At 65.5% G+C, this 25,337-nt stretch carries 24 protein-coding genes; 14 read left to right on the top strand and 10 right to left on the bottom strand.

Translation table 11 applies throughout. The features are described 5' to 3' along the window. Position 1 precedes the first annotated feature (1 nt). A complete protein-coding gene (gene dusB / locus LG367_RS09670) occupies positions 2 to 1,000 on the bottom strand; it encodes a tRNA dihydrouridine synthase DusB (protein WP_226469029.1) in 999 nt (332 codons plus the stop codon). A 112-nt stretch (positions 1,001 to 1,112) separates the two neighbouring features. Here dusB and LG367_RS09665 point away from each other — a divergent pair, with 112 nt between their 5' ends. Beyond that, positions 1,113 to 1,559, top strand: a complete 447-nt coding sequence (locus tag LG367_RS09665) for a nuclear transport factor 2 family protein (RefSeq protein ID WP_226469028.1) — start codon at positions 1,113 to 1,115, stop codon at positions 1,557 to 1,559. Between the two features lie 22 nt (positions 1,560 to 1,581). On the opposite strand, the gene LG367_RS09660 is transcribed toward LG367_RS09665, so the two are convergent. The 7 genes from LG367_RS09660 to LG367_RS09625 all read right to left on the bottom strand — a co-directional run bounded on the left by LG367_RS09660 (position 1,582) and on the right by LG367_RS09625 (position 8,747). Further along, positions 1,582 to 2,688, bottom strand: a complete 1,107-nt coding sequence (locus LG367_RS09660; RefSeq protein ID WP_226469027.1) for a PepSY-associated TM helix domain-containing protein — start codon at positions 2,686 to 2,688, stop codon at positions 1,582 to 1,584. Between the two features lie 7 nt (positions 2,689 to 2,695). Beyond that, positions 2,696 to 4,771 (bottom strand): TonB-dependent receptor, encoded by a 2,076-nt coding sequence (locus LG367_RS09655; protein WP_264179861.1) that lies wholly within the window; start codon positions 4,769 to 4,771, stop codon positions 2,696 to 2,698. A 187-nt stretch (positions 4,772 to 4,958) separates the two neighbouring features. Beyond that, the gene (locus LG367_RS09645; RefSeq protein ID WP_226469026.1) at positions 4,959 to 5,294 is read right to left on the bottom strand and encodes a YegP family protein; all 336 of its coding nucleotides are present in this window, start codon (positions 5,292 to 5,294) and stop codon (positions 4,959 to 4,961) included. Positions 5,295 to 5,452: 158 nt separating this feature from the next. Further along, the gene (locus LG367_RS09640; RefSeq protein WP_226469025.1) at positions 5,453 to 5,614 is read right to left on the bottom strand and encodes a hypothetical protein; all 162 of its coding nucleotides are present in this window, start codon (positions 5,612 to 5,614) and stop codon (positions 5,453 to 5,455) included. A gap of 149 nt (positions 5,615 to 5,763) precedes the next feature. Then, positions 5,764 to 6,732: a ribokinase gene (locus LG367_RS09635; RefSeq protein WP_226469267.1), complete on the bottom strand. Its 969-nt coding sequence runs from the start codon at positions 6,730 to 6,732 to the stop codon at positions 5,764 to 5,766. A 17-nt stretch (positions 6,733 to 6,749) separates the two neighbouring features. After that, the gene (locus LG367_RS09630; RefSeq protein WP_226469024.1) at positions 6,750 to 8,048 is read right to left on the bottom strand and encodes a NupC/NupG family nucleoside CNT transporter; all 1,299 of its coding nucleotides are present in this window, start codon (positions 8,046 to 8,048) and stop codon (positions 6,750 to 6,752) included. A gap of 135 nt (positions 8,049 to 8,183) precedes the next feature. Continuing rightward, positions 8,184 to 8,747 carry a TMEM165/GDT1 family protein gene (locus LG367_RS09625; RefSeq protein WP_226469023.1) on the bottom strand — a complete coding sequence of 188 codons (564 nt, stop codon included), beginning with the start codon at positions 8,745 to 8,747 and terminating at the stop codon, positions 8,184 to 8,186. A 347-nt stretch (positions 8,748 to 9,094) separates the two neighbouring features. Here LG367_RS09625 and LG367_RS09620 point away from each other — a divergent pair, with 347 nt between their 5' ends. From LG367_RS09620 to LG367_RS09580, 9 genes are all read left to right on the top strand, one after another. After that, entirely contained in the window at positions 9,095 to 10,066 is a 972-nt protein-coding gene (locus LG367_RS09620) for an aldo/keto reductase (protein ID WP_226469022.1), read from the top strand. A 69-nt stretch (positions 10,067 to 10,135) separates the two neighbouring features. Continuing rightward, complete coding sequence (gene hemP, locus LG367_RS18630) at positions 10,136 to 10,336, top strand: hemin uptake protein HemP (protein ID WP_319004012.1); 201 nt, start codon at positions 10,136 to 10,138, stop codon at positions 10,334 to 10,336. Between the two features lie 243 nt (positions 10,337 to 10,579). Then, positions 10,580 to 12,823, top strand: a complete 2,244-nt coding sequence (locus LG367_RS09610; RefSeq protein ID WP_226469021.1) for a TonB-dependent hemoglobin/transferrin/lactoferrin family receptor — start codon at positions 10,580 to 10,582, stop codon at positions 12,821 to 12,823. Between the two features lie 50 nt (positions 12,824 to 12,873). Continuing rightward, positions 12,874 to 13,827, top strand: a complete 954-nt coding sequence (locus LG367_RS09605; protein ID WP_226469020.1) for a DUF6607 family protein — start codon at positions 12,874 to 12,876, stop codon at positions 13,825 to 13,827. Positions 13,828 to 14,017: 190 nt separating this feature from the next. Next, a complete protein-coding gene (locus LG367_RS09600; RefSeq protein WP_226469019.1) occupies positions 14,018 to 14,974 on the top strand; it encodes an SPFH domain-containing protein in 957 nt (318 codons plus the stop codon). Positions 14,975 to 14,977: 3 nt separating this feature from the next. Beyond that, complete coding sequence (locus LG367_RS09595) at positions 14,978 to 15,409, top strand: NfeD family protein (RefSeq protein WP_226469018.1); 432 nt, start codon at positions 14,978 to 14,980, stop codon at positions 15,407 to 15,409. Between the two features lie 137 nt (positions 15,410 to 15,546). Next, positions 15,547 to 16,665, top strand: a complete 1,119-nt coding sequence (gcvT, locus tag LG367_RS09590) for a glycine cleavage system aminomethyltransferase GcvT (RefSeq protein ID WP_226469017.1) — start codon at positions 15,547 to 15,549, stop codon at positions 16,663 to 16,665. 69 nt (positions 16,666 to 16,734) lie between these two features. Further along, positions 16,735 to 17,130, top strand: coding sequence for a glycine cleavage system protein GcvH (gene gcvH / locus LG367_RS09585; protein WP_226469016.1), 396 nt, complete (start codon positions 16,735 to 16,737; stop codon positions 17,128 to 17,130). A gap of 956 nt (positions 17,131 to 18,086) precedes the next feature. Continuing rightward, complete coding sequence (locus tag LG367_RS09580; protein WP_226469015.1) at positions 18,087 to 18,467, top strand: hypothetical protein; 381 nt, start codon at positions 18,087 to 18,089, stop codon at positions 18,465 to 18,467. 186 nt (positions 18,468 to 18,653) lie between these two features. Here LG367_RS09580 and LG367_RS09575 read toward each other — a convergent pair whose 3' ends face one another. Then, complete coding sequence (locus LG367_RS09575; RefSeq protein ID WP_226469014.1) at positions 18,654 to 20,060, bottom strand: serine hydrolase domain-containing protein; 1,407 nt, start codon at positions 20,058 to 20,060, stop codon at positions 18,654 to 18,656. 82 nt (positions 20,061 to 20,142) lie between these two features. Between LG367_RS09575 and LG367_RS09570 the strand changes: the two genes are divergently transcribed. Together LG367_RS09570 and LG367_RS09565 are read left to right on the top strand one after the other, a co-directional pair. Next, entirely contained in the window at positions 20,143 to 20,739 is a 597-nt protein-coding gene (locus LG367_RS09570; RefSeq protein WP_226469013.1) for a LemA family protein, read from the top strand. A gap of 85 nt (positions 20,740 to 20,824) precedes the next feature. Next, complete coding sequence (locus LG367_RS09565; protein WP_226469012.1) at positions 20,825 to 22,735, top strand: M48 family metallopeptidase; 1,911 nt, start codon at positions 20,825 to 20,827, stop codon at positions 22,733 to 22,735. A gap of 117 nt (positions 22,736 to 22,852) precedes the next feature. On the opposite strand, the gene LG367_RS09560 is transcribed toward LG367_RS09565, so the two are convergent. After that, on the bottom strand, positions 22,853 to 23,707 hold the full coding sequence (locus LG367_RS09560) for a LysR family transcriptional regulator (protein WP_226469011.1): 855 nt from the start codon (positions 23,705 to 23,707) through the stop codon (positions 22,853 to 22,855). 101 nt (positions 23,708 to 23,808) lie between these two features. On the opposite strand from LG367_RS09560, the gene LG367_RS09555 reads away from it, so the two are divergent. Both LG367_RS09555 and LG367_RS09550 read left to right on the top strand, forming a co-directional pair. Beyond that, positions 23,809 to 24,558: a hypothetical protein gene (locus tag LG367_RS09555; protein ID WP_226469010.1), complete on the top strand. Its 750-nt coding sequence runs from the start codon at positions 23,809 to 23,811 to the stop codon at positions 24,556 to 24,558. Positions 24,559 to 24,653: 95 nt separating this feature from the next. Continuing rightward, complete coding sequence (locus LG367_RS09550; protein ID WP_226469009.1) at positions 24,654 to 25,319, top strand: hypothetical protein; 666 nt, start codon at positions 24,654 to 24,656, stop codon at positions 25,317 to 25,319. Positions 25,320 to 25,337 lie beyond the last annotated feature (18 nt).

Raw genomic sequence — 25,337 nt, 5'->3', positions numbered from 1 at the left:
ATCAGGCCGCCGCGCGGAACGGCGAAGCCGCGTTCGTCGCCAGTGCGTCGAAGTAGTCACGTGTCAGCGCAATCTGATCCGCCGCCGTCTCGGCGCGATTGACCACGGCGCGGAAGGCGGCGTTCTCGGGCCGGTCCTTCGCGTACCAGCCCAGGTGCTTGCGCGCGATGCGCACGCCGGCGATCTCGCCGTAGAAAACGTGCAGCGCTTCCAGATGGCCGAGCAGGATGTCGCGTATTTCCTGCAACGAGGGAGGCGGCAGATGTTCTCCGGTTTCGAGGTAATGCGCGATCTCGCGGAAGACCCACGGCCGCCCCTGCGCGGCGCGGCCGATCATCACCGCATCGGCGCCGGTCTGGCGCAGCACGAAGGCGGCGCGTTCGGGTGAGTCAATATCGCCATTGGCGATCACTGGAATGCGCAGTGCCGCCTTGATCGCGGCGATGGTGTCGTATTCGGCGTGCCCCGTGTATTGCTGATCGCGGGTGCGGCCGTGCACCGCCAGGGTCTGGATGCCGGCGTCCTCGGCGATGCGCGCGATCGTCGGCGCGTTGCGGTTGTCGGCGTTCCAGCCGGTGCGGATCTTCAACGTCACCGGCACGTCGACAGCTTTCACCACCGCCTCGACGATGCGTGCCACCAGCGCCTCGTCGCGCATCAGCGCCGAGCCGGCCCAGGCGTTGCACACCTTCTTCGCCGGGCAGCCCATGTTGATGTCGATGATCTGCGCGCCATGGTCGACGTTGTAGCGCGCGGCTTCCGCCATGATTCCGGGCTCGGTGCCCGCGATCTGCACGCTCACCGGATCGGGCTCGTCGACATGATCCATGCGCCGCAGCGACTTCTCGGTATGCCAGAAGCGCGGATCGCTGGTGGTCATCTCGGACACGGCCATGCCCGCGCCCAGCCGCTTGCACAGCAGCCGAAAGGGTTTGTCGGTGACGCCCGCCATTGGCGCGAGGATCACCTTGGGGGCGATGGAGAAGGAACCGATCCGCATCCGCGCATTCTAAGGCGCGCGTCGCGAAGGCGGGAATGGCGTCCGAAAGCGGCCAGCAAGTCCCGTTCCGGTTCCGGATGCTGCGCGGCAGCTGACGGACTGGAGATTCGAGATGGCGCGTTTTGCGAAAGCGGTATGGCTGGTGGCGGCAGGGATGACGGCGTTGCCCGCGTTCGCGGCATGTCCGAAGAACGAAGCGGCGATCGTGGCGTTGGATCAGGAATACCAGGCCGCGGTGAAGAACCGCGACGTCGCGGCGATCGAGCGTCTGTTGCCGGATGATTTCGTGCTGGTCACGGGCAAGGGCAAGCGGTACGGCAAGTCCGATCTGCTGGCCGAAGCGCGCGCGGATGATGTCGCGTACGAGCGCCAGGATGATTCCGAGCACAGTGTGCGCTTCGTGGGCGAAGTGGCGATGGTGACCGCGCTGCTGCACGCCAAGGGCACCGACAAGCGCAAGCCGTTCCAGTACCGGCTGTGGTTTAGCGATCTTTATCTGTGCACGACGGATGGCTGGCAATACAGTTTCGCGCAGGCTTCGATTCCACTGCCGGATTGAGGTCGCGGACGTCGCGGATCGGCTAGCGCTTGCCGCGACGGCGTCGCCAGAACAGGAAGCCGGTGACCAGCAGAAATGTGGGCATCAGACCGGTGAAGGCGAGCAGCCATCGCAGCACGACACCGCCCGCGACGCCGATGTGCAGCGGATAAATCGCCTGATGCATGCGATTGCCCAGAGGCTGCGCGGTGGCGTCGACGACCTGCAGAATCCGGCCGCTGTGGTCGAGACGGATTTCACTGCGTCCTGTCGGATGCCATTCGCCATCGGCGCGGGCACGGAAGTTGATCGTGCCGTCGTTGGGTTTCGGCACGGAGAGCCGGCTGATGCGTGCATCGGGCAGGGCGGCTTGGGCTTGCGCGATGAGTTGCGTCCAGTCCAGCCTGACTTCGCTTGACGGGAGCATGCGCGTTGGCGGCGCGGGCGTGCGCGTCGCGTCGCCGCCGAACACCGCGGTCAATGCCGCCCGGAATCCGTTCGAATACACCATGCCCGTGCCGGTCAGCGTGGCCAGCACCAGCAGCGGCAGCAGCATGGCACCGCTGCTGCGATGCCAGGTAAGCCAGCGCCGCACAGGCGGGTTCGCATGCATTTTCAGCTGCGTCAGCCAGCGGCCGCGCTTGGGCCACCACAGGTACAGCCCGATCAGCAGCAGGCATAGCGCCGCCCATCCGATCACGCCCAGCACTGCCTTGCCGGTCTTGCCGCCGAGCAGCTCGACATGCCATTCGTGCAGCCACAACAGCACGTCGTCGTGCGGCGTGCGTTGCAGCAGCAGCACGCCGTCCTCGGGGGCGAAGTAGGCGCGGCGGCCGCCCTCGAAGTAGCCCTGCCAGACCGGCAGATCGTTGCGCGGCAGGTCGAGCGAGCGCAGTCCCTGCGGCTGCCAGCGTTCGATCAGCGTCGCCAGCACGCGGCCGTCGGCGCGCGGCTGGTGCTGGGTCAATTGCGGGTGTTGCCAGCACAGCAGTTCGTTATGGAACACCAACACGCTGCCGGCCAGCGCGACCAACGCGAACAGGACGCCGATGCTCAACCCGCCCCACAGGTGCAGCCATGACAGCAGCGCGCGCAGACGTCGTTTCGGCGACGGTGCATGCATGGGCGAGGATGGCGCGGCGGCTACCATGAGTCACTCAGAAACGGTGTGACCAGCCCACCGTCAGCGTGCGGCCACGACCGGCGAAATAGTCGTCGGCGTCGCGGACCGGAACCGCGACCGTCTGCGCGTAGTAGGTGATGTACTGCTTGCTGAACAGATTCTCGACACCGAGGTTGAGCCGGCCCAGCGGCAACGCCAGCGAGGCTTGCAGATCGAACGTGGCATAGCCGTCGAAATGCGTGTCGGCCTTGCCGAGCGTGCTGAAGGTGCGGCTGATGGCGCGGTTCGCCTGCAGGCGCGTGGAGAAATCCTCCGTCCAGCGCTGCTCCCAGAACGCGGTGACGCGATCCGGGCTGATGTTGCTGCCGGACACATCGCTGTCTACGCGACCATCGCTGTTGGTGTCGTAACGGCCGTCGGCTTGCGCGTAGCCGATGCCGATCCGGCCCGATTCGGCGAACCGGTAGGCGAGGTTGGCTTCGATGCCGTCGATCTTGGTCTTCTGCCGGTTGACGTTGTAGGTGCCGCTGGCCGGATCGCGGATCAGGATCGAACCGAGATCGGAATCCGACCAGTACGCGGCCAGATGCGCGACCCAGCGATCGTCTTCGTAATCCAGTCCGATCTCGCGGTTGTCGGCGATGACCGGCTGCAGATCGACCAGTTGGTCGACGCGCTGCCCGGGGCGGTTGATCGCGCGCAGCACGCGGCCGATGTCGGCGACGGTGTAGCCCTCGGAATACGACGCGTACAGCTTGAGCGCGTCGGTGACTTCCCAGACCGCGCCGAAGTTGAGCAAGGTCTCGTTGGTCGTCGGTTCGCCGCCTTCGACGAAACGGGCGCCGTAGAACGGCAGCGTGGTGTAGTCGTCGACCTTCAGCTTGCCGTGTTCGTAGCGCAGGCCCGCGTTCAACTGCACCGGGCCGATGCGGTATTCGGCCTGCAATAGCGGCGAAAGCGAGGTGTAGACGGTTTTCGGCACCCAGTTCAGGCCGCTGACCACCAGTTCCTGATAGGTCTCGTCACGCGCCGCGTCCAGACCCAGCGTGAGCCGCAGCGGCAGGCCGGCGATGTCGCCGCGCGACCAGGTGAGTTTGCCGCCGAGCTTCTTCGACACGTTTTGCGACTGGTCGTCCCAGTCACCGCTGTTCGGGCCCCAGAAATCGATCCAGGTGCTGGAGCCGTAGCGGCCCTCGAAATCGGACCAGTACAGCTGGCCCTGGAAATGGCCGTCCCACAACGATTGGTCGGTGTAATCCAGCGACACCGAAGTCGACAGATTGCGCGGCGGCTGCAGCGGCGGCCGTCCCTTGGCCGAAGTCGCCGGCACGCCGGCGGCGATGTCGCCGTCGACCGCCGTGTAGTCGCCGTCGCCTTCCAGTTCGTAGCGGTTGACGGTCAGCTGCAGCCGGCGCTCGTCATCGATGTTCCATCCGCCCTTCGCGAACAGATTTGTCGCGGTGGAATCCATCAGATCGCCCTGCACATTGCTGACGGCGATTGAGCGGCCATCGGCGTCGTAGTACAGGCCTTCCTTCGCGTAGGACGCACCGCCGACGAGATCGAATGCGCCTTGGCGCGTGCCGAACACGTAGGAACCGCGGTAGCCGACGCTGTCGTGCTCATGCGGCAGCGCGGTGCTGCTGGAGATCGAGACGTCCTGGAAGCTGCCACCGTCCTTGCGCGGCGCGCGCTTGGTGATGATGTTGATGATGCCGCCGGAGGCGCCCAGGCCTTGCAGCGCATTGGCGCCGTGGATCACCTCGATGCGCTCGATCATCGCCGGATCGATGGTGTGTCCGTCGCGGCCGCCTTCGCGCAGCGGCGTCGATTGCGGCACGCCGTCGATCAAGTACAGCGGCTTGCGCCCGCGCAGGGTTTCGCCGGCATTGGTCAGCTTCTGCCGCGACGGCGCGAACGAAGGGATCAGATTGGCCAGCACCTGCGAGATGTCCTGGGTGATGGCGAGCTGTTGCTGCAACTGCTTCTGGTCGATCACGGTGATGGTGTTCGGCAGCGCGGCCTCGGAGTGCGGGATGCGGCTGGTGCTGGCCGACACGGTGACGCGGTCGAGTTCGCGGACCTCGTCAGCGGCGTGAGCGGTGGGCATGACAAGGGCCGTCAGCAGCGCGCTGGCGAGGAGGGAGCGGGAGAGCATCGGAGTGGGGAGTCCAGGCGGCAAACCGACGTATGTTAATGCGAAGCATTCTCGTTTGATAGTGCCGGCCTTCGAGCAGGTGCTTAAACGAACAAGGCCCGCGATGCGCGGGCCTTGTCTGAGCGGAAACGTTTGCGGATCAGGCGGTCTGGTCGTCGACCGTGGCGCCGGGTGCGTTTTCCTTCACCGAAGCGATGCCGTTGCCGCGGCCGCTGTCGTCCGCGTACATCTGGCTGCTGCCGATGACCTGGCCATTGCTCGCCGTCAGGTTGAAGAAGAGCTTGCCGTTGCTGGCGGTCTTGCGATCGTAGCGTTGATCGTCCTGGCTGTTCTTGCGCACGGATTCGACGCCGTTCGTGCACGAGGCCTTGGCCGAATATCCCTCGCTGGTGAGGATCACCTGGCCGTTGCCGGCCTTCAGCACGAACTGGAATTCGCCGTTGCTGCGCTTGCTGATCTCGAACTTGCCTGCCATTGACGTTGGCTCCTTGGGTTGGGTGGCGGAATGGCGGCGGCAGGGTAGCGCAAGGATTGTTAACGAAGATGTATGCCGGATGCCGCCCGAAATCCAGGCAGCGCCAAACGCGAGCCTCGCACCGGATCAAGGCACGATTGTTTCGGAGCGGGCTCGCTTCAGGCGTGATTGCTCGAGACGACGTTCGCGACACGCGCATCGGTTCCCCATGCGGTGTCGTGCAGGCCATGCGCCTTGCCGCTGATGACGATGGCGATCAAGCCAATGAGGAGAGACAAACCGATGGCGGCCGTGTGGTGGTACGAGGGATTGCGAGTCATGACGTTCTCCCAGTGTGCTTGCAGTGGGAAAGCGGAGTGTTGAAAAAGACGCGCGTGCCGATGCACGGCAACGGCGGATTCCGGATGGCGTCCGGAGTCGCTGTCACTCTACGCCGATGTCATGTGCCGCAATGCGAAAACGCTCGCATTCAGCTGGGGAAGCGCGTCTCGACATCTTCGCGCTGCGGCATCGATGCGGCGGCGCCTTCCTGTTCGGTCGATAGCGCTGCATAACGCGAGGCGAAACGGATGTGCTGCGCGAACGGTGCGTCCGGCGCGAGCGCCAGCGCCGCCGCCAGGGCACCGTTGAAGGCATCGCCGGCACCGGTGGTGTCGACGGGTTTGACCTGTTCGGCGGGCATCCGATAGAACGGGCGCTCGTCGCCGTGCAGCTGGCCTTCGGCATGGGACACGAAGCAACCACTGGCGCCGAGCGTGACCACCACGGTGCCCGCGCCCAGCAGATCACGGCACAGCGCGTGCAGGCGCGCCTGGTCGAGCGCGGCGATGGCGTCGTCCTCGATGCGCTCGCCGACGTGGCGGGCGATCAGTCCTGCGAATTCGCTTTCGTTCGGCGTCAGCACGTCACTCAGCGCGAGCAGCTCGCGCGAGATCGCGGCGTTGGCCGGCGCCGGGTTGAAGAGGGTAAGCACGCCATGCGCGCGCGCAGCGCGCAGGGTGGCGACGATAGTGTCGTGCGGCGATTCGAGTTGCGTGAGCACGACACGGGCGCTGGCGATCGCATCGGCCTGCGCGGCGATGTGTTCGGCGGTCAGCTGCGCGTTGGCGCCGGCGCCGATCACGATGCAGTTGCGGCCGTCGGCATCGACATAGATGCCGGCGGTGCCGGTGGGTTCGCCGCTGCGCAAATCGCGCAGATCGATACCGTCGGCGACGGCCAGCGAACGCGCCAGCTGGCCGCCCGCATCCTCGCCGAGCGCGCAGACGAAGCTCGTCACCGCGCCCGCACGCGCGCAGGCTGTGGCCTGGTTGAAGCCCTTGCCGCCGGGGCCGGTGGCGTAGCGTCCGCTCAGCGTTTCGCCGGCGCGCGGCAGCGTTGCGCACGTCCAGACGTGATCGACATTGAACGAACCGACGACAACGACACGCGAGGACACAGCACGCGAGGGCACGATCACGATCCCAGGTAGGTGAGCACGCCGGCGATGGTCGCGGTCATGAAGGTGGCGACGGAACCGCCCAGCACCGCGCGCAGGCCGAAGCGGGCGAGGTCGTGACGGCGCTCGGGCGCCAGTCCGCCGATGCCGCCGATCTGGATCGCGATCGAGCTGAAGTTGGCGAAGCCGCACAGCGCGTAGGTCGCAATGAGCCTGCCTTGATCGGTCAGCGTCACGCCCGCGACCTTGCCGTTGACGATTTCAGCCAGCTGCAGGTACGCCACGAATTCGTTGATCACCACTTTCTGTCCGATCAGCGAACCGACCGTGGTCGCGTCCTGCCACGGCGTGCCGATCACCCAGGCGATCGGTGCCAGCACCCAGCCGAGGATGGAGGCGAGGTCGGTGGGCTTGCCGAGCGCGGAAGCCAGGCCGGTCACTTCGCCGATCCAGGTCAGCGGCCAGTTGATCAGCGCGATCAGGGCGACGAAGGCCAGCAGCATCGCGCCGATGTTCAGCGCCAGGCGCAGGCCGTCACCGGCACCTGCGGCCGCGGCGTCGATGATGTTGGTGGTGGTCTTCTCCACTTCCATCTTCACCGTGCCGCGGGTCAGCGGTTCCTGCGTTTCCGGGATCAGGATCTTCGCCACCACCAGCGTCGCCGGCGCGGCCATGATCGAGGCCGCCAGCAGATGCTTGGCGTAGAAGGCCTGCTGCACCGGATCGCCGCCGCCGAGCATGCCCACGTAGGCCGCCAGCACGCCGCCGGCGATATGGGCCATGCCGCCGATCATCATCGTGATCAGCTCGGATTCGGTCATTTTCGGAATGTACGGGCGTACCGTCAGCGGCGCCTCGGTCTGGCCGATGAAGACGCTCGCGCAGACACTGGTGGTCTCCGCGCCCGATACCTTCATCACCTTGGTGATCGCCCAGGCCATCGCCCGCACCACCAGCTGCATCACGCCCAGGTGGTACAGCACGCCCATCAGCGCGGCGAAGAAGATGATCGTCGGCAGCACCTGGAAGGCGAAGATGAAGCCGTACTTCGATGTGTCCATCAGATCGCCGAAGATGAACTTGGAACCTTCGCCGACGAAGCTCAGCACCTTCACGAAGCCATTGCCAAGCGAGTTGAAGGCTTCGCGCCCACCGGGCACGAGCAGCACGAGCGCGGCGAAGGCGATCTGCAGTGAGATACCGGTGAGGACCAGCTTCCAGTTCACCGCACGCTTGTTGTTCGAAAACAGCCAGACGATGCCGATCAGCACCGCCAGCCCGAACAGGCCGAATCCAATCCGCCCCAATGCCTCCATCCCGTTCCCCACCTTCTTTAGAGTCGGCGCAGCCTAGAGCACGGCGCCAGCCGGGGCAACAAAACTCGTTTGAAACCCTCTCCCGCGACGCGGGGGAAGGGGGAGGGCGGTCAGGAGAGGACGGCTGCGGGTCGCCTAGCCGAGTCCTCGAAACGCCACCCAGAGGGCCAACCCCAGGAACAGCAGTGCCGCGACGATGCGCGCCGCCTTCAGCGGCAGGCGATCGGCGAACTTGCTCCCCAGTACCACCACCGGCACGTTCGCCAACAGCATGCCGAGCGTCGTGCCCACCACGACTTCCCACAGCGGCGAATACTTCGCCGCCAGCAGCACCGTCGCCACCTGGGTCTTGTCGCCGATCTCGGCCAGGAAGAAGGCGATGGTGGTCGCGATGAACGCGCCATGCGCGGGAATCGCGGATTCGTCCTCGCCCAGCTTGTCGGGCTTGAGCGTCCACAGCGCCACGGCGAGGAAGCTGCCCGCGACCACCCAGCGCAGCACGGCGGGCGAGAGCCACTGCGTCAGCATCGCACCGAGCGAACCGGCCAGCGCGTGATTGAGAATCGTCGACAGCAGGATGCCGGCGACGATCGGCCACGGACGCCGATAGCGCGCGGCCAGCAGCAGCGCGAGCAACTGCGTCTTGTCGCCGATTTCGGCGAGGGCGACGGAAAACGTGGAGACGTACAGCGCGTCCATTGCAACTCGCGGGACCGGGCGCTCGCACATGCGAAGGCCGACAGCGCTCGGCCCGGTCCGGGTGCGTGCGCAGTCCGCCTTCGGTCTTGCCCGATCGTCGCTTCCGCGCGTATTCGTCGCGGAAGGAACATCTCGCGCGCCATGGCGAGGCGATTCGTCGAACGATCCGTCGAAAATCGCAGCCAAGCATGTTGACGCGCAGCCTCACGAAAGTCGTGAGTGGGCTACTCCCCGAAAGGAAGTGGCGCGCATTCTACAAGCCACTCACTACAAAACGCTAAACTTTGCCTGTGCTTCATTCATTAGCAGACGCTTGCCGGCGTCCGCGCACAGATCGAGGAATCGCCATGGAATATCGTCGTCTCGGCTCGTCGGGCCTGCAGTTGTCCGTGTTGTCGTTCGGAACGTGGGCGACGTTCGGCGATTCCGTCGATCGTGGTGATGCGCGCAATCTGGTGGCCGCCGCGTGGGATCACGGCATCAATTATTTCGATCACGCCGAGAACTACGCCTTCGGTGGCGCTGAGCGCGTCATGGGCGATGTGCTCGCCGATCTGCGTCTGCCGCGCGACAGCTTCGCGGTGTCGAGCAAGGCGTTCAATGGCGCGGTCGAATCGCCGCGGCCGATGCAGCGCGGGTTGTCGCGCAAGCATCTGCACGATGGATGTCATGCGGCGTTGAAGCGCCTGCGCGTGGATTATCTCGATCTGTTCTATTGCCATTGCCCCGATCCGGAAGTGCCGATCGCCGAAAGCGTGGCGGCGATGGATACGCTGATCCGGCAAGGCAAGGTGCTGTACTGGGGCACTTCGAGTTGGTCGGCGGGGCAGTTGCGTGAAGCGTTCACGGTCGCGCGCGAACACAACATGCAGCCGCCGACGATGGAGCAGCCGCAGTACAACCTGCTGCATCGTGAGCCGGTCGAAACGGAATACGCGCCGCTCTACGAAGCGTTCGGCCTGGGCACGACGGTGTGGTCGCCGCTCGCCTCCGGTCTGCTGACCGGCAAGTACAACGCCGGCGTGCCGGCGGATTCGCGGCTGGCGAATCCGCAGTACAGCGACCTGCAGGGCGTGATCCTCGGCGATGCCGCCTCGCGCCGGCTGGAGCGGGCGAGGGCGTTCACGGCGCTGGCCGCCGAGCTGGGCGTGAAGCCGGCACCGCTGGCGATCGCGTGGTGCCTGCGCAATCCGCACGTGTCCAGCGTGATCCTCGGCGCCAGCCGTATCGAGCAGCTGCTGCAGAACCTGGAAGCCCTGGAGGTCGGGCGGCAGGTGGACGAGGCGGGCTGGAAGCGGATTGAAACTGCGATGCAGTAACCGACCGGGTTGTTGACATTTAAATGAGAATCATTAGCATCTATCACTCCTATTGACGGAGCCATGCTGATGCTCGCCGCCCGCCCGCAATTGCAGGTCACCCCCATCACGCCCGAGCGCGCCGCCGACCGGCAGGCTGCCTCGCCGGAGGTGATCGAGATCGACAGCGCCCGCCTGCTGCAGGGCCAGCGCGAACTGCGTATCCGTCATGGCAACGAGTGCTACCGCCTGCGGCATACCCGCAACGACAAGCTCATCCTGACCAAGTAATCCCCGTACCCGGTCGGGAGTGGGGCGCCAAATCGTCGCCCGGCCGCCTTCTGCCGGCACATCCAATCGCTAGCCAAGTGGTTAGTGGATGCCATCCGTGGCGCCACACGCCCGACTTTCGGATGCCCCGGCCCGGCCATCCGTGGCCGGGCGTTCGGAAGCGCAGCAGACGCCTTGAAGGCGTCCGCTAAGCACGCGCTTCCTCACCCAGCTCGCCTCGTTTTTAACTTTCGCGAGCCTTCCATGCGCCTCCATCCTCTCTCCCTGGCCTTGTGCCTGGCGTTGCCCAATGCCGTCCTCGCCGCCGAAGCCCCAGAAGCCCCAGAAGCCGGCGCCAGCGAGGCGACCGAATTCAACCGCGTCGTCGTCAGCGCCACCCGCACCGAACGTGTCATCGCCGATGTGCCGAACACGGTCGACGTGATCGACCGCGTGCGCATGGACGAGACGCTGACGCGCGACCTGAAGGACCTGTTCCGCTACGAGCCCGGCATCAGCGTCACCTCCAACTTCGGCCGCTTCGGCCTCGGCGACATCCGCATCCGCGGCCTGAGCGGCAACCGCGTGCGCATCCAGACCGACGGCATCCCGGTCTCCGACGCGTTCTCGATCGGCAGCTTCTCCAGCGCCAACCGCAACTTCGTCGATCTCGACACGCTCAAGCGCGTGGAAGTGGTGCGCGGGCCGACCAGTTCGCTGTACGGCTCCGACGCGCTCGGCGGCGTGGTCTCCTTCGTGACCAAGGATCCTTCGGATTATCTGAAGGACGGCAAGGACGCCTACTTCGGCTTGAAGTTCGGCTACGAGAGCGACTGGAGCGGTCTGTCCGCCGGCGCCACCGCCGCGTTCGGTGGCGAGCGCTGGTCAGGGATGGTCGCGGTGAACCATCGCCAGGGCAAGGAGACCGAGAACATGGGCACGGTCGGCGGTGAGGGCAGCCAGCGCACGCAGAACGATCCGCAGGATCGCGACGGCCGCAGCGTGCTGAGCAAGCTGGTGTACGCGCCGAGCGACACGCAACGCTTCAAGCTGACGGTGGAAGGCAACGAGGACAGCGTCGACACCGACCTGCTCAGCATGCGCGGCCTGCAGGCGCTCACCGGCGCCAACAATCTTCTGGTCACCGGCAACGATCACCAGGCGCGCGCGCGCGTGGCGCTGGCGCACGAAATGGGCGAAGTGGGTGCCGGCTTCGCCGACAGCCTCGACTGGCAGATCTACCGCCAGGACAGCGAGACCACGCAGGACACGGTCGAGGTGCGCCGCACTTCGCGTGGCGTCAACGAGCGCCGCGAACGCGAGTTCAACTTCGACCAGCGCCTTTACGGCATCCAGGCCAACTTCCACAAGGATTTCGACACCGGCGGCGCACGGCACACCTTGAGCTACGGACTCGATGTCTCGCGCACCGAAACCCGGCAGAAGCGCGATGGCCGCGTGTACAACCTGGATACCGGCAGAGTCACCAATGCGATGCTGCCGGACGTGTTCCCGGTTCGCGATTTCCCGATCAGCAAGACCACCACCGCGGCGGTCTACGTGCAAGACGAGATCAGTCTCGCCGACGACAAGTTCCGCCTGATTCCCGCCGTGCGCGTGGACCGTTACGAATTGAATCCGCAGTCGGACGCGATCTTCCGCGAGGACAATCCCGGCGTGGCGATTTCCGATCTCACCAAGACCAGCGTGTCGCCGAAGCTCGGCGCGGTGTGGCACTTCGCCGACAAGTGGTCGTTGTTCGGCGGTTATTCGCGCGGTTTCCGCTCGCCGCCGTACAACGACGTCAATATCGGCTTCACCAATCTGCAGTTCGGCTATACCGCGATCGCCAATCCGGATCTGAAGCCGGAAACCAGTAATGGGCTGGAAGCGGGCGTGCGCTTCGTCGGCGATGCCGTGCACGTCAGCGTGTCCACCTATTACAACAAGTACAAGGATTTCATCGAATCGTTCCGCTTCATCGGCTTCAACGCCGAGGGGCTGCAGGTGTTCCAGTCGCAGAACATCGCCGATGCGCGCATCTATGGCGCGGAGGTCAAGGCCGGTGTCGACCTGGGCACCTTGTCGGAACGCATGCAGGGCTGGTCGCTGCACGGCGCCGCCGCCTACGCGCGCGGTGACGACCGCACCGCGGACGAGCCGCTGGCTTCGATCGATCCGTTCACCGCGACGCTGGGCGTGGCCTACGACAGCAATGTCTGGGGGGCGGAGCTCGCGGGGCGTTTCGTCGCTCGCAAGGATCGTCTGCCGTCGGCCACCACGCCGGGCGTGCCTTATCGGGAAACACCCGGCTATGGCGTGCTCGATCTGATGGCGCACTGGAACTTCGCGCCGGGTGCCAAGCTCAACGCCGGCGTGTTCAACCTGGCCGATCGCAAGTATTTCGACGCGGGCGACATGCCGCTGGTCTCGGCCAGCTCCGTCATCGTCGACCGCTACACATCGCCCGGGCGTAACTTGGCGGTGAGCCTGGCGCTGGAGTGGTGAGCACTCCCCGGAACGAACATGTCTATCCGACCTCACTCAAGAGAACACGCATGAAATCGCATTTGGCAGCCATGCTGACGCTGTCGGCACTCGCAACCGGCGCCGCTGGCGCGCAAACCTCCACCGCGAACGCTCCGTCGAATCCGGAGCGCGATCGCGCCTCGATCCTGGCGATGCAGGGCGAATACATCGTCGATTTCGCCTTCGACGAGACCGTGCTGCTGCAGCCCGGCTACGAACGCCATCCGGCGATGCGCAGCGGCGGCAACGAGACGGTGATCGTGGTGCAGGACACGCCGAAGAAGATCGTGCTCCAGCACATCCTGGTGGACGAGAAGAGCGGTCACGTCACCAAGCACTGGCGCCAGGACTGGACGTACGAGGCGCCGAATCGCTTCGAGTTCACCGCCGACCAGACCTGGACCGTGCGCAATCTCCCGGCGGAGCAGACCCAGGGCGCCTGGACGCAGTGCGTATTCGAGGTCAGCGACGCGCCGCGTTACTGCGGCACCGGCCGCTGGACCTACGACAACGGCGTCGCCACCTGGACCAGCGATCCGAGCTGGCGCCCGTTGCCGCGCCGCGAGTACACCAAGCGCAGCGACTACAACGCGATCTCGGCGATCAACCGCCACACCATCACGCCGGGTGGCTGGACACACGAGCAGTTCAACACCAAGGTGCTGCGCAAGCCCGACGGCACGCAGGTCGAGTTGGTGCGCGAATTCGGCTTCAACGACTATCAGAAGACCAAGGACATCGACTTCAAGCCCGCCTACGCCTACTGGACCGCGACCGGCGACTATTGGGCAAAGGTGCGCGCGCGCTGGGATGGATTCCTGTCGAAGCCGCCGGGGCTGCGCCTGAAGACCAAGATCGATGGCATGGCGATGATCATTCCGCTGTTCACCCAGGCCGACCGGATACAGGAGGGCAAGAAGGTGTCCGAGCGCGACATCGACAAGGTGTTCAAGAAGTGGGTGGAGCCGGCCAAGCGCCGCTGAGAGCAAACGCCCCGGTATTTACCGGGGCGATTTGTTTCTACCGTTGAGGCGTCGCGCCGGCAGGCTTCCGGGCAGCCGGCGCGTTCGATTCCGGCTGGACGTCCTGGCCGCCGCCGGCTCCCGGCGCGGCACAGGCTAAACGCACTCCCCGCGCCTATACTGCGTGAATTCAAGGAAAGAGGGGTGTGAGATGAACGCTGGATTCCTGCTCGCCATCGTCGTGGTGATCGCCGCCGTGATCTTCCTGGCGAAGATGCTGCGGATGGTGCCGCAAGGCTACGAATGGACCGTGGAGCGTTTCGGCAAGTACACCCACACGCTCGATCCCGGCCTGCACATCCTGATCCCGGTCTATCAGAGCGTCGGCCGCAAGATCAACATGATGGAACAGGTGCTGGACGTGCCCAGCCAGGACGTGATCACCAAGGACAACGCGGTGGTCAAGGTCGACGGCATCGTGTTCTTCCAGGTGCTGGACGCGGCCAAGGCGGCTTATGAAGTGGCCACGCTGGAAATCGCCGTGCTCAATCTGGTGATGACCAACATCCGCACCTCGATCGGTTCGCTCGACCTCGACGAATCGCTGTCCAAGCGCGACGAGATCAACGCCAAGGTGCTGGTGGCGGTGGACGCGGCTACCCATCCCTGGGGTCTGAAGGTCAACCGCATCGAACTGAAGGACATCCAGCCGCCGCGCGATCTGGTGGAATCCATGGCCCGGCAGATGAAGGCCGAGCGCGAGAAGCGCGCCAACATCCTGGAAGCCGAAGGTTTCCGACAGGCGGCGATCCTCAAGGCCGAGGGCGAGAAGCAGTCGGTGATCCTGGAAGCGGAAGGCAATCGCGAGGCGGCCTTCCGCGCCGCCGAAGCACGCGAGCGCCTGGCCGAAGCAGAAGCCAAGGCCACGCAACTGGTGTCCGACGCCATCGCCAACGGCAACGTCAGCGCCATCAACTACTTCGTCGCGCAGAAATACATCGAGGCGTTCAAGGCGCTGGCCGAGGCGCCGAACCAGAAGTTCGTGATGATGCCGATGGAGTCGACTGGCATCCTCAGCTCGCTCGGCGGCATCGCCGAACTGGCGAAGGAAGCGTTGAACAAGCCGTCGGCCGCCACCGTGCCGCCGCTGCCACGCTCGGGAGGCTGAACCATGCCTTGGGTCGTCTATGTCTGGGCGGGTCTGGCGCTGCTGCTGATCGCCGCGGAGACCATGGCGCCGGGTGCTTTCATGATGTGGTTTGGCTTCGCGGCCGGCGTGATGTTCGTGGTGACGCTGCTGTTCCCGGGCATGCCGCTGCTGGCGCAGGCGGTGCTGTTCGCCGTGCTGAGCTTCGTCTTCGTCGTGATCTGCCGGCGCTGGTTCCGCAGCGGCGGCCGTCCTTCCGACCAACCGGCGTTGAACCGCCGCGCCGCCGCGCTCATCGGCCGCGTCGTGCCGCTGGAGCGCGCGATCGTGCAGGGCCAGGGCCGCGTGCAGATCGCCGACGCGTACTGGGACGTGGTCGGCCCCGATCTGCCGGCGGGCGCCGCAGTGAAGATCGTCGCCGCCGATGGCATGACGCTGGTGGTGGAAGCGGCGTAGGGCGGGCCTTGGCCCGCCATTACTGTCACGATACGGGCTTTGGCATCGCCGAAAGCCATCGCCGCCGGAGCCAAGACCATAGCGGGCCAAGGCCCGCCCTACGATAATGGCGGTCTTCGATTCCACAGGCCGCGTCCATGACCCAGAAAACGATCCTCAACGACCGCCATCGCGCCCTCGGCGCCCGCATGGTGGACTTCGGCGGCTGGGACATGCCGCTCAACTACGGATCGCAGATCGAAGAACACCATCAGGTGCGCCGTGACGCCGGCATGTTCGACGTCTCGCACATGACCGTGGTCGATCTGCACGGCGCGCAGGTGCGCGATTTCCTGCGCAAGCTGGTGGCCAACTCGGTGGACAAGCTCAAGGCCTCCGGCAAGGCGCTCTACACCTGCATGCTCAACGCGCAGGGCGGCGTGATCGACGATCTGATCGTCTACTACCTCGACGAATCCTGGTTCCGCATCGTGGTGAATGCCGCCACGCGCGACAAGGACCTGGCCTGGATCGGCGAACAGGCGAAGCAGTTCGGCGGCGTCGAAATGAAGGAACGCGCCGAACTCGCCATGATCGCCGTGCAGGGCCCGAACGCGCGCGAGAAGACGCTCGGCCTGATCGCCGATGGTGACCGCGCCCGCATCGGCAAGCTCGGCAAGTTCGTCGCGGGGCAGGCGAAGACCACCGATGGCATCGATGTCTTTGTCGCCCGCACCGGCTACACCGGCGAGGATGGATTCGAGATCATCGTGCCGGAACAGCAGGCCGTCGCACTGTGGGACGCGTTGCTGGACGCCGGTGTGAAGCCCGCCGGCCTCGGCGCGCGCGACACGCTGCGCCTGGAGGCGGGCATGAATCTTTATGGGCAGGACATGGACGAGACCGTGTCGCCTTACGAAGCGGCGCTGGCGTGGACGATCGCGCTGGACGAAGGCCGTCCCTTCACCGGACGTGACGTGCTCGAGAAGCAGAAGGCCGAAGGCGCGCCGCGACAGATGATCGGGTTGGTCATGGACGAGAAGGGCGTGCTGCGCCACGGTCAGAAGGTGCTGACCGCTCACGGCGAAGGCGAGATCCTCTCCGGTACCTTCTCGCCGACGCTGGGCAAGGCGATCGCGTTCGCGCGCGTTCCGGCCGGCGACATCCCGTTGGGAGCGGCGGGTAATGTCCGCGTGGACATCCGCGGCAAGGAAGTGCCCGTGCGCGTGGTGAAGTTTCCGTTCGTCAGGGACGGCAAGGCGCAGGAAGGCATCTGACGCTGTCGATTTCCTTCGCTTAAACTACTAACCATCTTTCCACTGTCTCCCCAGTTTCGGAGCCCCCCGATGAGCGATATCCCAGGCGACCTCAAGTTCATGAAATCCCACGAATGGGCGCGCGTGGAGGGCGACGGCAAGGTCACCGTCGGCATTTCCGATCATGCCCAAGGCCTGCTCGGCGATCTGGTCTACGTCGATCTGCCCAGCGTTGGTGACAGCGTCGATGCCGGCAATGCCTGCGCGGTGGTGGAGTCGGTGAAGGCGGCGTCAGACGTGTACGCGCCGGTCTCCGGCAAGGTCACCGCGGTGAACTCGGCGCTGGCCGACAAGCCCGAAACCATCAACGAGGACGCCTACGGCGAAGGCTGGCTGTTCGTGGTCGAAGTCAGCGAGCCGGACCAGCTCAACGAGCTGCTCAGCCCGGACGACTACGCCGAGCTGATCGAGGACGACGAGCACTGAGTCGTCCGTGCCGGGCCGGGGATACACACCCGGTTCGACTCCATCTCGTTCGACATCCGCCACCGGCCGCCATGTGCGGCCGGTGGCGTTTTCGGCGTTCCGAATTGCCGTCGCCGACGTCTTCGGCGTGTCGACGCGGTGTGTACGACGTCCTCGGCGATGCCATTTCTTGTCCGACGCGGTCGATCCGAAACGCGTGTTCGGCGTCGTCGACGACGTGTCGCGATCGCGTCGGAACACTTCGCGAAGCGGTCGCGCGGTGGGTTCGCGACGGGGTGGAGACGCCGAAAGTTTTGCGCAGTTTTGCGCAAATCGTCTGGTGCGGTGCCGGAAATCCGTCGGCGGCGGCACGGCATCGGACAGGTTCGATACACCTTCTTCGCACCGTCGCGCGCGTGTCGTCGGCACTGCTTCGAAGAGATGTCCGTAACGACGACGATGACATGCGTCGCGCACGAAACCACTGAAAAAAAGTAGTTTTGCGAAATGCGATCGGTCGATGCGATGCGTCGCGACGATGTCGGCGCGTGATGCCGACGCGTCGAAGCCGGTTTGGCGGAAGGCGGTCGCCGCGACCCGGGCGTAAAAAAATTTACGCGAGGGTGTTGACAGTTGAAAAAACCGTGATTAGGTTTCGCCCCAACAGACGTTGTTACAGAAGCGAGTGAGTCAAACCACAACGCAAACGCGCAGCACAACACAGACCTCTGCCCGGAATTTCATCACGGTGGAATCAGGCGTCGTCTCCCCTGCGAAAATGCAACGTCTCCCGAATCCACCTGCGGCGCTACCTGGCACCGTGGGTTTTTTATTGCCCCGCGCCAATGCGCGAGGCGGAAGGAATCCGTACCGGCGCGCCTGGCGCGTCGGCGGTTGGTCGCGGGTCCGATACCCGTGGCGCTGTTTCACACTGGGCTGCAGTACCTGATAGTTCCACTGACGAGGAGAGCCATCACATGGCCGCAAAGAAGAAAGCTGCAAAAAAGAAAGCCCCCGCCAAAAAGGCGGCGAAGAAAACCGCTAAGAAAGCTGTCCGCAAGGCAGTGAAGAAGGTAGCGAAGAAGGCTGCCCGCAAGCCCGCTAAGAAGGCTGCGAAGAAGACCGCTAAGAAGGCTGCCAAGAAGCGTCCTGCTAAGAAGGCCGCTAAGAAGACCGCTAAGAAGGCTGCGAAAAAGAAGGTAGCCAAAAAGAAGGTAGCCAAGAAGAAGGCCGCCAAGAAGGCCACTAAGAAGGCCACCAAGAAGAAGGCCAAGAAAGCCCCGAAAAAGGCTGCCAAAAAGAAGGCCAAGCGAGCCGCGTCTGTAGCGATCCCCGCTGCACCCGCTCCGCTGATGTAATCAAAACCCGATTAGTCGTAATCAAACTCTCTCTCCGCGAGCCCAGGCGGAGAGGGAGTTTTTTATTGCCCGCGGGAAAGTGGCGCGCGCGGCATGTCCACGATCGCCCGTGCGCCGCGGGAGGCGTGTGATGCACTTGTGAGAGCGGCCCCGAGGATCAGGGCCGCGAAGCCATCGGCGACGCCGTTATTCCGGCTGCGCGTTGGCGGTGCTGGTTTCCGGTCCGCCCTGGATGGGCGCCTGGCGCAGATCGGGCGAGGACGCGGGCGCGGCGCCATTGGCGTACAGCGTCTCGAACGAGGTATCGACGTCGAGCCAGCGTTGCGCCGGCAGGCCGATCGCGCGATCGAGAATGGTCGGCAGCAGGCCGGAGGGCAGGGCGCTTTCGCTGTTCCAAAGGATCGCCACGCCGAGATCGCGCTCTGGCAGCAGCGCCACCATGCCGCGGTATCCCTGCACGGCGCCGGCGTGGAAGACGAGGCGGTGGCCGGCGTAGTCGTAGACGCGCCAGCCGATCGCGTAGCCGGCGTCGTAGAGGCGCTGACGCCGCCACGAACTGGCACCGCCGCGCATTTCGGTCGGCGTGGAGACCAATGGCGCGTGCAGCGTCGCCAGCAGCGGCGCCGGCAGCACGTCGGGGCGATGTCCGCCCTGCGCGAGCAGCCACTGCGCCATGTCGCTGATGCTGGCGTTGACGCCGGCCGCGGGCGCGACGCGGTAGTAGCTCGGCTTGGGCATCAGCGACATCCAGCCACCGCCGGCGCGCACGTGGGGCTTGGCCCAGCGCGGGCTCGCTTCGATGCCTTCGAGGCCATAGCTGGCATCGTTCATGCCCAGCGGCTTGAAGATGCGACGGCTGACCGCCTCGCTGTAGAACTGTCCGCTGGCGCCGAAGACGACATCGCCGATCAGGCTGAAGGCGATGTTCTGGTAGCCGTAGCACTCGCCGGGCGCGCACTGCATCGGCGCGTAGGCCAGGCGCTGCACAAGCGAGTTGTAGTCGGCGTTGCCTTCCAGGTCACGGTCGTAGGTGTTGTGGGTGAGGCCGACGCGGTGGCTGAGCACCTCGGCGACGGTGAGCTCGCGCGCCGCGCTCGGATTGGAGAACTGCAGCGAGGGCATGTAGTCGGCGACATGCGTGTCCCAGCGCAGCGCGCCTTCGTTCACCAGCAGGCCGGTGACGGTGCCGGCGAAAGCCTTGGACAGCGACGCCAGGCGGAACACGGTGTGCGAATCGATCGGCTCGGCGTTGCGCACGTCGGTGATGCCGTAGCCGCGCGCGCTGAGGATCTGTCCGCCTTGCACGACTGCCATCGCCATGCCGGGCACGCGCTGGTTGGCGACCAGTTCCTGCGCCATCGCCTCGAACAGGCGCACGTCGAAACCGGCGGCGGGCGGCAAGGTGCGCTCGGCGGGCGGTTGATAGGTGGAGACGCTGGTGGCCTGCGCGGAGGTCAGCGCGGCGGAAGAAGAGGGTTGGGTGTTGAGGCGTTGCGGCGTCTGTGCGGCGGTGCCGAGCGTGATCGGCAGGAGCATGCCGACCAGGCCGAGTCGCAACGTCCGCCGGCGGTGCCGGCTGGTGGAGTCTTTCATCGGGAGCCCTCCCCTGACGTATGCTTTATTGCAGGGGATCATACCGTCTGATTTTAGATTTGCATGAACAAGGGGAGCTTCGATGGTTATCGCTTTGATCCTGTTGGTGATCGTGGTCGCGCTCGCCTTCTGGGCGGTGGCGATCTACAACGGCCTGATCACCTCGCGTAACGGCTACAAGAACGCCTTCGCCCAGATCGACGTGCAGCTGCAGCGCCGGTTCGATCTGATCCCGAACCTGGTCGAGACCGCCAAGGGCTACCTCAAGCACGAGCGCGAAACGCTGGAAGCGGTGATCGCCGCGCGCGGCGCCGCCGTCGCCGGCCTGTCCGCGGCCAAGGCCAGCCCCGGCGATCCGGCGGCGATGGCCGAACTCGCGGCCTCGCAGGGCGCGCTCAACGGCGCGCTCGGGCGTCTGCTGGCGGTGTCGGAGGCCTATCCCGACCTGAAAGCCAACCAGAACATGATGCAGCTGACCGAAGAGCTGACCAGCACCGAGAACAAGGTCGCCTTCGCCCGCCAGGCCTTCAACGACGCGGTGATGGCCTTCAACAACAAGCGCGAGGTGTTTCCCTCCAGCGTGGTCGCCGGCATGTTCGGCTTCGCGCCGGCCGCGCTGCTGGAGATTCCGGCCGAGAAGCAGGCGCAGGTGCGCGAAGCGCCGAAGGTCCAGTTCTGAAGGATGACTCCGGTGTTCCGCCCCGGCGGCCGATCACGGCCGAGGGCGGGCCAGAGCGCGTTCTCCAGGGAGAGGATAGAGGCGCATGAATTTCTTCGAACATCAGGCCGCGGCGCGGCGCAGCTCCATGCGGCTGGTGGTGCTGTTCGCGTTGGCCATTCTCGGCATCGTGGTGGCGGCCGACCTCGTCGCGCTGCTGCTGTTCGGTCGCGGCGGCCACCAGGTCGGCGTGGTGGCCTTTGTCACGCTGCTGACGCTGGCGATCATCGGGTTCGGTTCGCTCTACCGCATCACCTCGCTGCGCGGTGGCGGCGAGGCGGTGGCGGTGCAGTTCGGCGGCACGCCGGTGCCGGAGAACACCAGCGACCTGCAGCTGCGACGCCTGCGCAACGTGGTGGAGGAGATCGCGATCGCCTCCGGCGTGCCGATGCCCAAGCTCTACGTGCTGGAGCAGGAGTCGGCGATCAACGCCTTCGCCGCCGGCTATTCGCCTTCCGACGCGGCGATCGCGGTCACCCGCGGCACGCTCGACCGGCTCAACCGCGACGAACTGCAGGGCGTGATCGCGCACGAGTTCAGCCACATCTTGAACGGCGACATGCGGCTTAGCATCCGGCTGATCGGCGTGCTGTTCGGCATCCTCATGCTCGGCCTGATCGGCCGCAAGATCCTCGAGCACGGCGGCGGACGTGGACGCGGTGCCGGCGCGGTCCTGGGCGCGGCGCTGGCGGCGCTCGCGATCGGCTACATCGGGCTGTTCTTCGGTCGCATGATCAAGGCTGGCGTCAGCCGCTCGCGCGAAACGCTGGCGGATGCCTCGGCGGTGCAGTTCACGCGCCAGACCGTCGGTCTCGCCGGCGCGTTGAAGAAGATCGCCGGATTGCAGGACGGCTCGAAGCTCAGCGATCGCGGCGACGCGGAAGAGGCGAGCCACATGCTGTTCGGCGATGGCGTCGGCTTCAGTGGGCTCTTCGCTACGCATCCACCGATCCTCGATCGCATCCAGACGCTGGAACCCGGCTTCCGCGCCGAACATTTGTCCGCGTTGCAGGCGCAATGGTTGTCCGCGCCACCCGACGGCCTGGAGGAAGACGTCCGCATGGGCCTGACCGGCAGCGGCCATGCCACGCTGCCATCGCTGCCCGCGGCGAACGCGCGCATGAACGTCACGCCGCCGATGGTGGCCGCGCAGGTCGCGCATCCGCAGTCGGACGATTACCGCTTCGCCGACACCATAGTCTCCAGCTTGCCCGAAGCCTTGCGCGAACTCGCGCAGCGCCGCGAGGCCGCCATGCCGCTGCTGCTGGCGTTGCTGCTGGACGAGGCCGTGGCGGTTCGCGATAAGCAGTTCGGCGAAATCTCCTCGCGCATGGGCACCGCCACGGTGGAGGTCGTGCAGGACCTGCGGCAACGCTTCATCGCCGGACTGCACCCCGCGCAGCGCCTGCCGCTGGCCGCGCTGACCTTCCCGTTGCTGCGCAGGCGGCCGCGTCCGGAGCTCGATACCTTCCTCGACACCGTGCATGCCGCCATCCACACCGATGGCAGGGTCTCGCTATTCGAGTACTGCCTCGGGCGCCTGCTGCAAGTGCAGGTGCGCGAGGCGCTCGATCCCTCGCAATACGCGCGTTTCGGGCGCCGCAAGCCCGGGAGCGTCAAGCAGGAATTCGCCACGCTGCTGGCCGTGGTGGCGCAGGCGGGCAATGACGATCCCGCCGAAGCGCAGCGCGCCTACCTCGCCGGCATGCAGCGCGTGCTGCCGCGCGATCACGTGCCTTACGCGGTGCCGGCCGAGGGCGTGCGCGCGCTCGATGCGGTCTGGGAGCCGCTCGATGCGCTCGATCCGCTGGCCAAGCAGGTGATGGTGGAAGCGATCACCGCCGCGGTCAGCGCCGACGGTCGCGTTTCCGTGGCCGAGGCGGAGCTGCTGCGCACGATCTGCGCGGTGCTGCATTGCCCCTTGCCGCCGATGCTGGGTGAGCCAGGGCGTGCTTAGCGCGGCATGCCGTGCTGCCCTGGCGAACGCCCGGCCATGGATGGTCGGGCCGGGCGATCCGAAGCCAGAAAAACTACGCCAAGGATGGCGGTAGCACAGTGCAATGGTGGCAATCTTTCAGGACGCCGCCAGCCGTAGCAGCGCCGCATCCTCGCTTTGCAGCGCTTCGGTGCTGCCGACCAGATGTACCTGATTGCGGCAGACCCGTCCCTGCAGGTGATGGATCTTCAACCGCGTGCGATACGCGCGCCCCTGCGCGGCATCCAAGGGCACCACCGACCAGCCGCGACCACAGGCCACGCTTTCCAGCGCTTCTTCCAGCTCGTCGAAATGATCGACACGCCGCCACGGTTGCGGCAGGGCCAACTCGTGGACCTCGAACCAGCGGAAGAAGACGTAATCGAATTCCTCGTAGGTGACGAAGGGCAGCGCGGCCACGTCGGAAGGTGCCGGGCGACGCGATGCCTTCGGCCCGATCAGCACCAGCGACTCCTCGGCCAGCGGCGCCGAGGCGATGCCAGTGGTGACCAGTGGCCGATAGCTGACGCCGAAACTCACGCGACCGCTTTCGAGCAGCGCGAGCACTTCGTTGGCGGTGCGGAACAGCACTTCCAGCGATCGTTGCCGCGGCAGGCGCGACAGCAGCCGCGGCAGCAGCCGATACCGGCCGAAGCCGGAGACGCAGGCGATGCGCAGCGGCTCGGGCGACTCACCGCCGGCCAATCCATCCCAGGCGTGCTGCAGATCCAGATACGCGCGCTCGATGGACGCGGCGAGCGTGCGGCCCTCCGGCGTCAGCGCCAGACGGCGGCCGACCTTGCGGAACAGGCGCACGCCAAGCGCACCCTCGAGCTGCTGCAGGTCGTACGTCACCGCCGAAGGGGATTTGTGCAGCACGCGCGCGGCCGCGATCACGCCGCCGTGGTTGACCACGGCGCGGAACACGGAGAGTCGTTTGAAGTCGGGCGGCATCGGACCATTCTATGAACTTGAATGCCCGCATGCGGAATTGAAATAGTCGCGATCCGCCGACGGGACTAAGCTGCCGCCAGCCATCGACGCGGGAGGCGCGTATGCGAGGTTCGATCCGATTCCTGGCGGGACTGGCCTGTTGTCTGGCGGCGGCACCGGCCGTGCAGGCGCAGTCGCTGCGCGACACTGGGGATGCCGCCCACCTGTTTGCCTATTACCCGAAGAAGGGCATGGAGGCGCGTTTCGACGCGGGCTATCGCACGCATCTGAACTGGCATCGCGACAAACACGACCCGCTGGTCTGGTACGGCTGGTACGTCAGCGACGGCACGCGTGTCGGCCTGTTCGTCGACGGCAGCTTCGGCGCGCCGTTCGCCGCGTTCGACCGACGTATCGATCCGGCCGGCGACGGCGCGGACGCCGACCGCAACGTCACGCCTTACGCCGATACGGCATTCCGCGCGAGCTACCGCGTCCGTCGCGAGTTGAGCACCGGCTTTCCGCTGGAGCAATGGAAACCGAGCAAGCGCGTGCAGGTTTTCCACTACACGCTGCGGCCGGGAACGCGCGCGCGTTTCGAACGGGCGCTGCTCGCCGCGCGCGACACCCTGCGCAAGGACGATCAGGCGCCCGTGCACACCTGGTACGAAAAAGTCGTCGGTGGTACCGCGCCGCAATACATGCTGATGGTCGCGCGCCAGGACTGGAAGAGCTACGACGACCATGCCGCCAGTCTGGACCAACTCGTCGTCACGGAAGCGCAGCGCGAAGATCTGACGACCGCGGTGGCCGAAGTCGATTCCGAAACCTGGAGCTATCGCGAAGACCTGAGCCTGATCCCGGAGCAGTGATGCGATCGGCTGTCATCGCCGCCGACGGCTGACAGTGCGTGACGCCCCGAGACCTTGTAACGTAGGCATCTCGGGACGGATTCGAGAGGGCTTCCGTGAAAAACGCATTCGCGATTGTGTTGTTCGTCCTGTCGGGCTTCTTTTCCCTGGCGCATGCCACGGCGCAGGTCCCCGATGTCATCCTGATCGACGGCAAGGAATATTCGCTCAACACCAATCCGCTGGATCGGTATCTCGACAAGCTCGGAGACAAGGCGCCGCGATTCGAATGGCCTCACACCGCCTTGTGGCGCGGTTACGTCGCCACGTGGGAGCTGGCCCAGGGCAAGCTGTATCTCAGGAAGGTCGAGGGACATCGCAACTCGGGCAACGATGCCGGCAGTGCCGACGATTCCGGCGCGAATGTCGACGGCATGAAAGAGATGTTTCCGGACAAGAGTGATGTCGTCGCCGACTGGTATACCGGCACCTTGATCATCCCCGACGGCGAGCAGGTCGAGTACGTGCACATGGGCTACGGGTCGACCTACGCGAAATACATCGTCGTATCCATCAAGGATGGAATCGAGACCGAGCGCCACAATCTCTCGCTCGATGAGTTCGAGCGTTTTCGCGATGAGCGGTTCGCCAAGTACAAGCAGACGGACGAGTACAAGAAACAGGCCGCCGAGAACAAGACCGGAAACCAGTCGATGCCGGCCGAGCAGTTCGATCAGTTCCTGAAGGAATTCGAGGCGGAACGATACCTATCCGTTCCCTGAGACCGTGCAGACGCCTCG

The sequence above is a fragment of the Luteimonas panaciterrae genome (assembly GCF_020511115.1).
Taxonomy (GTDB): domain Bacteria; phylum Pseudomonadota; class Gammaproteobacteria; order Xanthomonadales; family Xanthomonadaceae; genus Luteimonas; species Luteimonas panaciterrae.
Note: the sequence above shows the minus strand (reverse complement) of the source record. Positions and strands in the feature narration are given on the sequence as shown.